At 72.2% G+C, this 13,241-nt stretch carries 9 protein-coding genes and 1 pseudogene; 9 read left to right on the forward strand and 1 reads right to left on the reverse strand.

Annotated elements, in window-relative coordinates; all coding sequences use genetic code 11:
* The first annotated feature begins 112 nt into the window (after positions 1-112).
* The 8 genes and pseudogenes from J7I98_RS38425 to J7I98_RS41925 all read left to right on the forward strand — a co-directional run.
* Entirely contained in the window at positions 113-1,318 is a 1,206-nt protein-coding gene (locus J7I98_RS38425) for a glycosyltransferase family 4 protein (protein ID WP_214929701.1), read from the forward strand.
* Between the two features lie 78 nt (positions 1,319-1,396).
* Positions 1,397-2,074 (forward strand): class I SAM-dependent methyltransferase, encoded by a 678-nt coding sequence (locus tag J7I98_RS38430; protein WP_251021813.1) that lies wholly within the window; start codon positions 1,397-1,399, stop codon positions 2,072-2,074.
* A gap of 22 nt (positions 2,075-2,096) precedes the next feature.
* Positions 2,097-6,374: an alpha-(1->3)-arabinofuranosyltransferase family protein gene (locus tag J7I98_RS38435; protein ID WP_214929702.1), complete on the forward strand. Its 4,278-nt coding sequence runs from the start codon at positions 2,097-2,099 to the stop codon at positions 6,372-6,374.
* Positions 6,371-8,032, forward strand: a complete 1,662-nt coding sequence (locus J7I98_RS38440) for a condensation protein (RefSeq protein WP_214929703.1) — start codon at positions 6,371-6,373, stop codon at positions 8,030-8,032. The genes J7I98_RS38435 and J7I98_RS38440 overlap by 4 nt, the downstream gene beginning before the upstream one ends.
* A complete protein-coding gene (locus J7I98_RS38445; RefSeq protein ID WP_251021814.1) occupies positions 8,029-8,820 on the forward strand; it encodes a bifunctional 2-polyprenyl-6-hydroxyphenol methylase/3-demethylubiquinol 3-O-methyltransferase UbiG in 792 nt (263 codons plus the stop codon). The genes J7I98_RS38440 and J7I98_RS38445 overlap by 4 nt, the downstream gene beginning before the upstream one ends.
* Positions 8,821-8,823: 3 nt before the next feature.
* Positions 8,824-9,729: a DMT family transporter gene (locus J7I98_RS38450; protein ID WP_214929704.1), complete on the forward strand. Its 906-nt coding sequence runs from the start codon at positions 8,824-8,826 to the stop codon at positions 9,727-9,729.
* Positions 9,726-9,965, forward strand: a complete 240-nt coding sequence (locus tag J7I98_RS38455) for a Trm112 family protein (RefSeq protein WP_214929705.1) — start codon at positions 9,726-9,728, stop codon at positions 9,963-9,965. The genes J7I98_RS38450 and J7I98_RS38455 overlap by 4 nt, the downstream gene beginning before the upstream one ends.
* Positions 9,966-10,028: 63 nt before the next feature.
* Positions 10,029-10,189 (forward strand): annotated as a pseudogene (locus J7I98_RS41925) (site-specific integrase); the annotation flags it as partial.
* 171 nt (positions 10,190-10,360) lie between these two features.
* On the opposite strand, the gene J7I98_RS38460 reads toward J7I98_RS41925, so the two are convergent.
* Entirely contained in the window at positions 10,361-10,954 is a 594-nt protein-coding gene (locus J7I98_RS38460) for a TetR/AcrR family transcriptional regulator (RefSeq protein WP_214929706.1), read from the reverse strand.
* A gap of 64 nt (positions 10,955-11,018) precedes the next feature.
* Between J7I98_RS38460 and J7I98_RS38465 the strand changes: the two genes are divergently transcribed.
* Positions 11,019-12,902 carry a protein kinase gene (locus tag J7I98_RS38465; RefSeq protein WP_214929707.1) on the forward strand — a complete coding sequence of 628 codons (1,884 nt, stop codon included), beginning with the start codon at positions 11,019-11,021 and terminating at the stop codon, positions 12,900-12,902.
* The last annotated feature ends 339 nt before the right edge of the window (positions 12,903-13,241 follow it).

The raw sequence follows: 13,241 nt of genomic DNA on the forward strand, positions 1-13,241 counted from the left end.
TACCGGCAGTACCGGCAGTACCCGCACTCCGAGCCAGCCCAGCGCTTCACCCCCGGAAGCCCGGCAATCCCTCACCCGCCTGCCCCCGCAGCCGCCGAGTCGGAGCACCTCTATGCCCCAGCACGCGTCCGCTCTGGCCTCCGGCCAGGAGGACTCCCCCGCTCAAGCCCGCACTGGCAGCCGAGTCACCGACACGCTCGCCGTTGCCCCGCACATCGCACCCGTCGCGGAACCTCTGCCGCGCCGGATCACCTTCCTCGCCCGACGTGACCTGGGCAACCAGGCCGCCGGCGGCTCGGAACTGCTCATCGACCGGATAGCCGGCGGTCTGACCGCCGACGGCCATGAGGTCACGCTCGTGTGTGGCGGCCCGGCCACAGAACGCGACTACCGAGTGGTCTCCGCAGGCGGTGACGCAGGACACTTCCTGCGTGCCAGGAAGACCTTCGCCCGCGAGGTCGGCGCCTGCGACCTGCTGGTCGAGGTGTGCAACGGCATGCCGTACCTGGCGCCGCTGTGGCACCGCGGACCGACGTTGTGCCTGGTCAACCATGTGCACACCGACCTTTGGCAGATGCGTTACCCGGGCCCGGCGGCCCGGCTCGGCCGCAGGCTGGAGCACTGGGCGCTGGCAGGCACTCACCGCGACAACCTGATGGTGGCCGTCTCCGAGTCGACCGCCTCCGAGCTGCGCGGCATCGGCGTGGCAGCGGACCGCATCCGGATCGTCAACAACGGCGTCGAAGACCCCGGCGCGCTGCTGCCCGAGGCGAAGGAACCGCTGTTCCTGGCCGTCGGCCGGCTGGTGGAGTACAAGCGCATCGATCTGCTCCTGCGGCTGTGGGAGCGGGTCCGTCCGGTCACCGGCGGTCGGCTCGTCATCGTCGGTGACGGCCCCGAACGGGAGCGGCTGGAAGCCATGGCCGGCCCCGGTGTGACGTTCGCCGGCCGGGTGTCGGAGGCCGAGAAGCACCGGCTGATGTGCGAGGCGTGGCTGCTGTTGCACCCCTCGCTCGTCGAGGGCTGGGGGCTGGTCGTCACCGAGGCCGCCGCCCGGGCCACTCCCGCAGTCGGTTTCGACATACCGGGCCTGTGCGACTCCATCGAAGACGGGGAGACGGGGGTGCTGGCCCGGGGCGAGAGTTCGTTCGCCGCCGCGTGGTGCGCGCTGTCCCTCAGTGCCCACCGGCGCGCAGCCATGGGACGTGCCGCCGCGCGTCGCGCCAAGCGCTTCCGCTGGAGATCGACGGTCCGTCAGTTCCAGGCTGTCGCCGCCGAGGCCGCGGCGCTCGCCTCCGCCACGGGACGCGGGAGGTGAGCGGCCATTTTTGATGTCACCGAAAGCCCGTTCAAGGATCCGTCGCTGCGGCGGTCGGCCATCCTCTTCCGGGCGTTCATGCGCGAACAGAGCGACCCCGAGCGGTGCTACACCCTGCTGGCCCGTGACTCGGTCGCACAGGTGGCACGTCACATCGACCTGCCCGGCAAGATCGTCGTCGACATCGGCGGCGGCAGCGGCCACTTCACCGAGGAGTTCCGCCGCCGCGGCGCGCAGAGCTACCTCTTCGAGCCCGACCTGCGGGAGCTGAGTGCCCGCGGCCCGGTGACCGAGGACGCGGTGCTCGCCGACGGCTATCTGCTGCCGCTCGCCGACGGCGCGGCGGACGTGTGCTTCTCGTCCAATGTGCTGGAGCACGTGTCGGACCCGCAGACATTCATCAGCGAGATGGTGCGGGTCACCCGCCCCGGCGGACTGATCTACCTGTCGTTCACCAACTGGCTCTCCCCCTGGGGAGGTCACGAGACAGCGCCGTGGCACTACCTCGGGGCCGACCGGGCCCGCGGTCGCTACGAACGGCGCACCGGCCGCGAGGCCAAGCACACGCTCGGCGAAAACCTGTTCCCCGTCCATATCGGTCCCACCCTGCGGCACGTCCGCGGCCGTGACGACGTGCAGGTCGTCACGGCGCGGTCCCGTTACTGGCCATTCTTCGCGAGCACGATCACCCGGGTGCCGGGACTCCGCGAGATCGCCACCTGGAATCTGTTGCTGATTCTCAGGCGAAGCCCATGAGCAAGCGAAGCGAGGAACGGTCATGACCATTACGGTCCAGGCGCCCACCCGGGCGCCGCAGCCCGGCCCGACGCCGTCCGAGGCGTCCGGGGCGCCGCGCGGACGACGCCTGCTGTTCGGCTTCTGGGCCGTCGTGCTGGTGTCCTTCCTCGCGGTGTCACCGGGGAAGATGACGTTCGAGACCAAGCTCGGCGTCGCCCTCGACCCCGGGCGCTTCCTCGGCGACCTCGGTTCGCTGTGGAACGGCAACATGGGCCTCGGCGGCATAGCCAACCAGTACATCGGCTACGCCTTCCCGGCGCTCCCTTACTACGCGTTCATGGACCTGTTGCAGGTGCCGGTGTGGCTGGCCGAGCGGCTCTGGCTGTCGATCATCGTGACAGCCGCCTTCTGGGGTGCGCTCAGGCTCGCCGAACGGCTGCGCGTGGGCACGCCCGCGACCCGGCTGCTCGGTGCGGCGGTATACGCGCTGTGGCCCACCTTCACGATCGTCATCGGCTCGACCTCCGCCGCCGCGCTGCCCGGTGCCCTGCTGCCCTGGGTGCTGCTGCCGCTGACCTCCGCGGCGCTGAGCCCCCGTACGGCCGCCGCACGTTCGGCCATGCTGATCCCCTTCATGGGTGGCGTGAACGCCGCCTCGACGCTGGCATCGCTGCTGCCGGTGGGTCTGTACCTGCTCAGCCGCCCGGCCGGCCGGCGTCGGCGCGCGCTGCTGGGCTGGTGGATACCGGGCGTCGTGCTGGCCACCGTGTGGTGGGTGGTGCCGCTGCTCCTGCTCGCCGTCCACGGCGAGAACTTCATGCCGTACGTCGAGCAGGCCGACACCACCACCGCCACCATGTCCGCGACCGAGCTGCTGCGCGGTGCCGGCAACTGGGTGGCGTATCTCAACTTCGGTGAGGCGTGGCTGCCGGCCGGCTGGACAGTCGCGGCCTCCGTCATCACCGTCCTTGGTTCGGCGTTCGCCGCGGCCCTGGGGCTGGCGGGCCTGGCCCGCCGGGACCTGCCGGAGCGCCGCTGGCTGCTGCTGACCGTCCTGGCCGTCGTCCTGATCACGCTGGCCGGGTACGGCGGCGCCTTCGGCGGTCCGTTCCACGGTGTCGTGCAGGACTGGTTGAACGGGTCGCTGAAGCCCTTCCGTAACATCTACAAGTTCCAGCCGGGACTGGCCCTCGCGCTCGCCCTCGGACTGCCCCACCTGACGGCTGTGCTCTCCGTGAGCAGAAGACCTCGCGCACTTCCCGGCCGCCGCTGGGCGCCCGCGGTGGTGGCGGTGCTGGTACTGCCCGGCCTGGCCCTGCCGTACCTCAATGGCTCGATCCTGCAGCCCGGCGCCTTCACCAAGCTGCCCACCCACTGGGAGAAGGCTGCCGGCTGGCTCAAGGACAACGCCCCGAACAGCCGGGCCATGGTCGTACCGGCGACGGCGCACGGCATCTACACCTGGGGTTCCCCCATCGACCAGCCGTTTGACGTGCTGGCCGAAACGCCCTGGGCACAGCGTGACTTCGTCCCCTTCGGTACACCCGGATCACGCCGTGCGACGGACGCCGTCGAGCAGGCGCTGCTGTCCGGCACCGAGGTTCCGGGCCTTCAGGCGTACCTGGCACGGGCCGGCATGCACGAAGTGGTCGTGCGTAATGACCTCGACCCCGACCAGATCGGTTATGTCCCGCCGCAGACGGTGAAACGGACCTTGGAATCGTCCGGCTACAGCAAGGTCGCCGGGTTCGGCCCGCTCGTGACCGGCGGGCGCATCGCCGCCGACACCCCGCTGCAGGTGCAGGGGCTGTATCCGCGGCTCCAGTCCGTGGAGATCTATCAGCCGCAGGACCGCGACAGGCGTCCCGACAGGGTCGGTGTGTCGGTCGCGGCCGACACGGCCGTGGTCAGTGGCGGACCCGAGGCGCTGCTTCAGCTGTCGGCCGATCCCTCGATGGCCGACCGGCCGGCCGTACTGGCCGGGGACAGTCTTCCCAAGGGCGTCACCGCACCGGTGAAGGCCGTCGCGGACGGGCTGCGCCGAGCCGACACCCGGTTCGGCCTGGTCAACAACAACACCTCGTACACGTACACCCCGGACGAGCGCAATCACTCCGGCAGCCTGCAGAACCCGGGCGAGAAGCCCAAGCAGATCCTGCCGTCGGAGGGCACCGGTCACCAGACGACGGCCGACCTGCGCGGCGCGACGTCCGTGACGGCCTCCAGCAGTGGCAACTGGCTGTTCCACCTGCCGCAGTACGACCCGGTGAACGCCTTCGACGGCAACCAGGACACCGCGTGGGCCGAGGGCAGCCCGGGCAAGCCGGCCGGTCAGTGGCTCAAGGTGGACTTCTCCGGGCCGACCGACATCCCGGCCTCCATCCAGCTGACGCCCCTCCCGGGCGACAGCATGCGCGCTGCGCCCACACGGGTGCGGATCGAGACCGACCGCGGTTCGGCCGAAAGCCCGCTGCAGACGAACGGCCAGCCGCAGACCGTCAGGGCGCCCGTCGGCGAGGCCTCCTGGATGAAGATCACCGTCCTTGCCGCGCAGCAGGCGCGGCCGGGCCTGTCCGGGGCCGGCTTCTCCGAGGTGTCGATCCCGGATGTGCAGGTGACGCGCATGCTGGCGCTGCCCGCCGACGCGAAGCGCACCGACGCGGCGGCGACCGTGTACTCCCTGCACCGCGGCACCGACGCGGGCGGCTTGTCGCCCGTATCGGCCGAGGTGGGACTGCACCGGCAGTTCAGCACGCAGGAAGCGGGCGAGTACAAGGTGTCGGCGCGAGCCGTCGCCGCGCCCGGCGGCCCGTTGGACGAACTGCTGGACCGTTCAGCTCCGGGATCGAAGAACCGGTTGACGGCCTCCGCGGACTCCACCAGCCGCAACGGCATGTCACTCAGTCCCCGCAACCTGGTCGACGGTGATCTGACGACCTCCTGGATCGCGGGCGACCGGCCGGTCGTCCACCTGAGCTGGCCCAAGAAGGAGAAGGTCGACGAGATCATCCTGGCGTCGGCGGGCGGGGTGTCCACCCGGCCCGAGCAGGTGCTGATCAGCTCGCCGCACGGCGCCGCGACGGCTGATGTGGACGAGAACGGGCGGGTGCGCTTCCCGGAGATCGAGACGAACCGGCTCGACATCACCGTCAGCAGGGTCGCCCCGCTCACCGTCCACAATCCGGTCGCCGACGCGCAGTTGCAGCTGCCGGTCGGGCTCAGTGAGGTCCACGTTCCCGCGCTGGCCGACCTGCGGGTGCCGCGTCCGAAGCCGTCCGCGCGCTTCTCGCTGCCGTGCGGTGAGGGCCCGGACCTTGCCCTCGGCGGTGTCCTGCACAAGACGGAGGCCTCCGGATCCGTCCGGGACCTCACCGAGCGGCGTCCCGTCACCGTCGCACTCTGCGCAGGAGAGGAAAAGGACGGCACCCTGGACCTTCCGGCCGGAAAGCACGAGGTGGAGGCGGGTGACGCGGGTCCGCTGGCGGTCACCGACGTCACGCTGACCCAGGGCACCCCGCAGGAGATCGCGGGAGCGGCGGGCCGCGAGGCCACCGTCACCAAGTGGACCGACGACAGCCGGACCGTGTCGGTGTCGGCCGGCTCCGGCGAGGCCACGTACCTGCAGACCTACGAGAACGCCAACGACGGCTGGAAGGCCACCCTTGACGGCACGGAGCTGGAGTCGGTGCGGCTCGACGGCTGGCAGCAGGCCTGGGTGGTCCCGGCCGGGGCGTCCGGCACGGTGAACCTGGAGTTCGAGCCCTCCAGGCCGTACCGGGCCGCTCTGATCGGCGGTGTGATCGCGCTCGCCGCGCTGGCCGCACTGGCCTTCGTGGGCCGCAGGCGCAACGCCGGCGGACCCACCGGCCCGGACGAGGAGCTGCCCGAACCGGCGGCCCCCGGGATGCTGCTCGGGACGCTGGCGCTGACCGCCGTCGTCGCGGTGGCGGCGGGTCCGCTGGCCCTGGTGGTGCCCGTACTCGCCGTGGCGGCCCGGTTCCGGCCGGCCGTCCTGGTGCCGACCGCCGCGGTGGCGATGGCCGGAGCGGGCATCGCCGCGGCCGTCGGCGCCGGGGAGCCGGCCGCCGCCGGACAAGGCGCGTTCAGCGCCTTCGCCCAGGTACTGGCACTGGTGGCCCTGTCCGCCGCCTTGGTGACGGCGGTAAGCCCGGCGTCCGCGGCCGCCGGTCGGAAAAGCGACGGCGGTGCCGACGCGCCCGTAGCCGGACCGGTGGTCACGGCCCGGCAGGGAAGCACGAGCGCCGGGGACCGGACTGAGCCGCTCCCTCGGCATCCAGGTGGCGGTGGCCCGTCATGACCTCGTCGCGGACCGCCGCCGGGTGGGGGACCTCAACCCCTCCCGGCGGGGTCCGGATTCCCTTTCCGGCCACCGATGAGGTGTCGCGGCACTGCCTCAGTGACGACGAGCCGGAGACCGTACACATCGAGGTCCATCTGCCCGGACGGCTGGACCCGGCACGGTTGCGGACCGCGTTCCGGCGGGCGCTGCTGACGCACCCCCGGGTGCTGATGCGGGAAGTGCCCGGCCGCCGGCACCGGCAGTCCTTCGCGTGGGAGCTGACCGGCGAACCGGACAGCGACCCGGTGAGCTTCGCGCGGCCGGGACCCGACGCGTTGGGCCGCGCCCGCGCGCGGGCCCTGACGGAATGCCCGTCGCTGGCTCTGTCGCCGCCGATGCGCCTGGAAGTCATCGAGGTGGACGGGGGAACGGCCGCCGGTGAGCCGCCGGAGGCGGGCGTGCCGGGGGCGACCCGGACCGTGCTGCTGCTGACGATGCATCACACGGCCCTCGACGCAGGGTCCGGGCTGCGGGTGCTCGCCACGACCGCGGAAGAGTACGGCGGCTCGGCCGCTCTCCCCGTCCCCGGGCCGGTTCGGACGGACCCCTCGGGGCCGACCCCGGCCGCGACCGGCGGCACGGGCCGCGCGGTGTGTGCGCGGCCTGTGCGAGTCGCGCCGGACTCCCGCCCCGGGCCGGTGCGCGCCCGCGCCGCGGGCAACGCCATGCTGCACGTGGAACTGCCCGTTCCGCCGCGTGTGGGGCGGACCGGCGGGCTCGCGCCGTGGACCGTCAACGACCAACTGCTGGTCGCCGCGTCACTGATGGTGGGCCGCTGGAACGTCTCGCAGGGCCGGCCGGCCGGTCCGGTGCGGATCACCATGCCCGTCGACGACCGTCCGCGCGGCAGAGAGATGCCGATGGGGAACGGAACCCGGCTCGTCGAGGTGGCCATGACCTCCGAGGACCCGCGCGACCCGGACCTGCTGCTCGGTGAGCGGCCGGACCTGGCGGCCGTGACCCGGTTGCTGCGCACCACCGCTCGGCGCACCCGCGCGCTCAAGTCGGCCCACGGTGCGCCGCTGGGGCCCGGGACGCGCCTGTTGACCGCGCCGCTTCTGCCGGTCGGGATCCGGGGCACGCTCACCCGTGGCGCGCGGCGGGCGGCGGCGCCCTGGACGTCGACGGTGCTGGTCACCAATATCGGACGCATTCCGTACGCGCTGGACTTCGGTGACGCCGGCCGGGCGAACGCCGTGTGGTTCTCCGCACCGGCGCGGATGCCGCGCGGGCTGAGCGTGGCGGCGGCTTCCACCGGCGGGCGACTGCATGTGACGCTGCGCTGGTCGCGGGCGCTGCTCGGTGACGCGTCGGGCGCGTACCTGACCGGCTTGTTCGAGCAGGCGCTTTCGGCAACGTCACAGGTCACCGGGCCCGGGCAGAACGCTGGAAGTTCTGGGCCGGAAGCCGACGTTCCGGAAGTCGAAGTACAGGAGGCGGACGCCACCACTCCGGACGCCACCACTCAGGACGTCACCGCTCCGAATGCAGAGGCGCCCGGAGCTCGGGGGAAGGCCCGCCGGCCCGGCGGGCAGCACGACCACGACGCACCGTGTCCGGACCCGACACCGGGTGGAGCCCGCTCCGCCCGGCAGAACCATGCGAGGCCGTCATGACCCCCTCACCCCGCTGCTCCGCCGCCACGAAAGCGCCGGAGGCGGCGGTACCTTCGCTGGCCCGGCCCGTTCCAGGGCTGCGGGATTTCTACGAGGACCCCACCGTCCCCGTCGCCTCCGGCGAGGCCCGTAGTCTGCGCCAGGCCCGGATGTTGGCCGATGCGCTCGGGCCCGCCGGGCCCGGCCGCCCGGCTGCGACCGTGCTCGACGTGGGCTGCGGCGACGGCTCGGCGGCCGCGACCGCCGCCCGCGTACTGAACGGGCACCGCATCGTGGGAGTCGACTGGTCGCAGGACGCGCTGCGCCGGGCGGCGCCGCGCCTGAGCCAGGTCGTCCGCGGCGAGTTGACCGGCGGTGGGCTGCCGTTCGCCTCCGGCAGCGCCGACGCCGTGCTCTTCAGCGAGGTCGTCGAGCACCTCGTCGACCCCGACAGCGCCCTCGACGAACTGCACCGAGTGCTGCGACCCGGGGGACATCTGATGCTCTCCACGCCCAACCTCGCCGCCTGGTACAACCGCGGGCTGCTGCTCGCCGGAGTCCAGCCGGTGTTCTCCGAGGTGAGTCTGCGCCACATCCACGGCAGGCCGGGCAGCCAGGTGGTCGGCCATCTGCGCCTGTACACGGCACGCGCGCTGCGCGAGTTCGTGGCGGCGTGCGGGTTCGAGGTGGTGACGGTCGCCGGTGCGCCGTTCCACGGAGTGCCGCGCCCGCTCCGCCCGCTGGACCGCTTGGCCTGCCGGCTGCCGTCCCTCGCCTCCATCCTCCTGGTGCACGCGAGGAAGGTGTAGCCCGTGGTGTGGGGAGTGGCCGCCGCACTGGTGGCGAACGTCCTGTACAGCACCGGCTTCGTCCTGGAGAAGCGGGCTCTGGCCGGCATGCCGCCGCTGAGTGCCGCACGGCCGGGCCGGGCCCTGCTCCTGCTGGCCGGCAGGCCCTTGTGGATCTGCGGGGCCACGGCGCTCGCCCTGGGGTTCGCCGCCCAACTGGCCGTCTACCGCACACTGCCGATCGCCGCCGCCCAGGGTCTGTTCCTGTCCGGGCTGGTCCTCCTGCTGGTGCTCTCGTCGGTGGTGCTCGGTGAGCGCCCCTCCGGCCGTGAGCGGCGCGCGGTGGCCGTCATCGGGCTGGCACTGGTCATGGTGGTGTCCTCGCTGTACGAGAGCAGCGAGGAGATCAGCCGCAGCGCGCCCGCGGGCATCCTGCTGGCACTGTGCCTGCCGACACTCGCGGCCGGACTGCTCCTGTACGCGGCCGCGGAACGGCGAGCCCGCCGGCGTCACCGGCAGCCGACCACCGGAGTGGCCTACGCGGTGGCGGTCGGTCTGCTGTACGGGGTCAGCTCGCTTGCCATCAAGGGCATCTCCGGGCACCTGGGCACCTCGGACCTCCAAGGCTCCGTACTGGCCCTGCTCGCCTCCCCCTACCCGTACCTTCTGCTGTTGACAGGGGGCAGCGGGCTGGTGCTCTCGCAGACCGCCCTGCAGCGCTGCCGGGCGTCACTGATCGTCCCGGTGTGCTCGACGGTGACCTGTGTGTTCACCATCGTCAGCGGCACGATCGCGTTCGACGAGCCGCTGCCCGAGGACCCGCTGCGGCTGTTACTGCGCATCGGCGGCACCGCGTTGGCCCTGACGGTCCTGCTCACCCTGCCGCGACACGACGCGGCCACCCCCACATCCGAAGGAACCCTGCCATGAAGCCTGACAACCCGCTGCTGAAGATCCTCGCCTGCCCGCTCGACAAGGGTCCGCTGATCCTCGACGAGACCGGGGGCGCTCTCTACAACCCGCGCCTGCACCGCCGCTATCCGATCATCGACGGCATCCCGCAACTGCTCCCTTCCTCCGGCGAGCCCCTCGTCGAGCCCGCTGTCGAGCCCGCCGTCGAGCAGGAACACGACGCACTGCCGGCCGGACTGCCCGACTCCGCCTGAACGCAGAAGTGAGCGTCTGTACCCACCCGCACGATTGACCGTCATGCGCCCCGAAGCGATCCCGTGCTCCGGCACACCTATGCGTCGATCATCCTCGAAGCGGGTGAGTCCGTGGTCACGCTGGCACGCCGGCAAGGCCACCCCAGCCCGACGATCACGCTGGACCACTACGCCACTTCATGCCCGAGGCCGGCAACAAGCGGCGCAAGGCCATCGACGCGTTGCCCAACCGGGCCTCCGCAAAGACCAGCCTTGCGGACACTCCCTGGGGCGAGGGCGTAGTGCGCGGCTGGCGGTGCGTCGGCGTTCGCCCGCGCCTCACGAGGCCGAAGTCACGGGTGGTGTACGTCAGGCGGCCTTGTCGCAGCGCACGTCGCCCGCATCGGGTTCGCGCGTCACGGGGCCAGCGACCGCCAGATCCGGTCCGGCAGGATCCGGGCAGCCTCGTCGAGGTCGACGTCGTCGATGCCCGAGAGCCAGCGGCGGGCGACGCCGACGACCGGGCCGAGGGCCAGGGACTCGATCAACGGCAGCGGGAGCGGGGCGAGTTCGCCGGACTCGACGCGGGGCTGGATCCACTGGGCGAAGGCCGAGAGCCGGGCCTCCTGGGCGTCGCGGAGTTCTTTGCCCTGGGCCATGCCGTATCGGTCGGCCGTAGAGGAGTGCAGGAGCAGGGCGGCGTCCCGGTGCTCCTGGATGAACGCCAGGTAGGTCCGGACCAGGGCGCGGATACCAGTACGGGCGGTACGGGCGCCCTGCAGAGCCATGGCCAGCTCGCCCAGCAGCCGGCCCAGCCAGCGCTGCGTCAGCGCGGCGACGAGCCCGTCGACGCTGCCGAAGTGGTGGTAGAGGCTCCCCTGACTGACCCCGCTGGCCCGGGTGACCGCGCCGACCGTGATGCCGCGCTCGCCCTCGGCGGCGTAGACGCGCAGCGCGGCGCCGAGGAGCAAGTCGACGGTCACCTCGCCGCGTTGCTGCTTCGGGCTCATGGGGTTCCTTCTCTGGTACTAGAGTACATTTCTAGAAACTGATTCCAATTCTAACGGGGCTGACGTGTTAGAGCTGTGGGGGAGCGGGGCCGAGCCGCTGGAGGCGGGGGATCCGCGCAGGATCGGGCCGATTCCGCTGGCGGGTCGGCTCGGGGCCGGCGGTATGGGGCGGGTGTACCTCGGGGTCCACGAGGGCCGGTACGTCGCTGTCAAGCAATTGCTGGCCTCCGTCGTCGGCGAGGACAAGGACTTCCTGCGCCGTTTCGGGCATGAACTGGACAACCTTGCGCGGCTACCCGCGGAGGCCACCGCACCACTGCTCGCGGGCGACCGCACCGCACGGCCGCCGTGGTTCGCCACGGCGTACGTCCCCGGGCTCACCCTGAGGGAAGCCGTCGAGCTGCACGGCAGCCCCCTGCCCGCGCCCGCGCTGTGGCTGCTGCTGCGGGAGGCGGCGGCGGGCCTCGCGTCGGTGCACGCGCTGGACATGGTGCACCGGGACCTCAAGCCGTCCAACGTCATGCTGACCCTCGACGGTCTCACCCTCATCGACTTCGGCATCGCACGGGCCGCCGAACAGAGCCAGCTGACCAGGACCGGCATGGTCGTGGGCACGCCCGCCTTCATGGCGCCCGAACAGGCATCGGCCTCACGGCGGTTGAGCGGCGCCACCGACGTCTTCGCGCTGGGCTCGGTAATCGCGTACGCGGCTTGTGGCCGGCCGCCCTTCGGCGACGAGTCGGGGCACGGCGTGCTGTACCGCATCGTCCACGAAAAGCCCGACCTGGAGCCGTTGCGGGAGCTGGAGCCGGACCTCGCCGAGGTCGTCGCGGCCTGCCTCGACAAGGATCCCGAGGGCCGCCCCACCGCCGCCGAGCTCCTCGAACGCGCCTCGCAGCACGGCCCGTTCGCCGTCCCGCTGTGGCCGGCGGCCATCACCGAGCGGCTGTCCGAGCGGACCGCCTTCGCCGCGGACGTGCAGGAGATCGACGTACCGACGGTTCCGCTCACCGGCGGAAAGACGGAACCGGAGAAGGTCCCCGAACCCGAACCCGAACCCGAACCCGAACCGGAACCGGAACCGGAACCGGAGCCGAAGCCCGAGGCCGAGTCCCGTCCGGAACGACCCGAGCGGCCTGAACGCCGCCGCCGTACCCGCGTCCTCTTCGCCCTCGTCCCCGTCGTCGTGGTCGTGGGCGGTACGACCCTCGCCATCCGGCACCTGCCGTACGTGTCTTCGCCGCAGGCCGAGGCGCAGGCCACCCCGTCCGCCTCGGTCTCGGCACCGGCCGACCCGACGCCGCCGACCGCGGGTGGGAGCCCGTCGGGTACGGCGTCACCGGCGAAGTCACCGGCGAAGTCGCCGACCGAGGAGAAGGCTGAGGAGAACGACGAGGACAAGGGGCAGGAAGAGACGGGCGGGTCCCAGGTCGCGGTCGCCGGGGGCGCCGGGACCGGCACAGAGGACGGCACGGGCGGCGGCGGCCCCGGCAGCTCCGGCAGTTCGGGCGGCTCGGGCGGTTCCGGCAGTTCGGGCGGCGCCGGCACCTCCGGCGGCGGGACGTCCACGGCCACCACGCCCCCGACCTCCGGCACCCACCGCTACCGCAATGGCGACAACGGCGCATGCATCACTCAGGTCTACGGCGCCGCGGACCACGGGAGCTGCTCGGACTCGACCGCCCGGTGGACCGTAAAGAGCAGGTCGGACGGCAGCTTCAAGCTCGTCAACCAGCAGACCGGCCAGTGCCTGTACTCCAACGGGCTCGGCCAGGCCGTCTTCGTGGGCGACTGTGCCCAGGACACCGGCCGGCTGTGGCGTACAGGTTCAGGCGGCAGCCTCCGGAGCGACTACGGCCGAGGCTGCCTCGACCTGGGCATGAGCAGCGGCCTGGTGACGAAGACGTGCGCCGGGGAGGCGTCGCAGCGGTGGACGAGGCAGACCTAGTGCGCTCGGGGCGGCCTCTGCCTGGACGCCCCGAGGTTCTGCCCGCTCGGTCTCGGCAGGTGACTGGGACATCGGAACGTATCAATCCTGCTCTCTGCGCCGGTGCGGGGACGGGGTGGGGTGCGTGGTCAGCGGTGCGAGGCCGGCTGGAGAGTCTGCTGTCCGGGCGGCCGCGGGGTCGACGAGCCCGCCTCTGGGAACAGGAGCTCACCCAGTGGTGCGGCGGGGAGTCGTCGACCAGCAGCCACTGTCCCGGGTCTGCGGCGCCGTCGGCCGCGAGGAGCGCCGCGCAGGTGTCCGGATCGGCCTTGGAGGCTTGATCCCCTTTCTTGGGCGCAG

The sequence above is a fragment of the Streptomyces sp. ISL-98 genome, from assembly GCF_018614055.1.
Taxonomy (GTDB): Bacteria; Actinomycetota; Actinomycetes; order Streptomycetales; family Streptomycetaceae; genus Streptomyces; species Streptomyces spiramyceticus.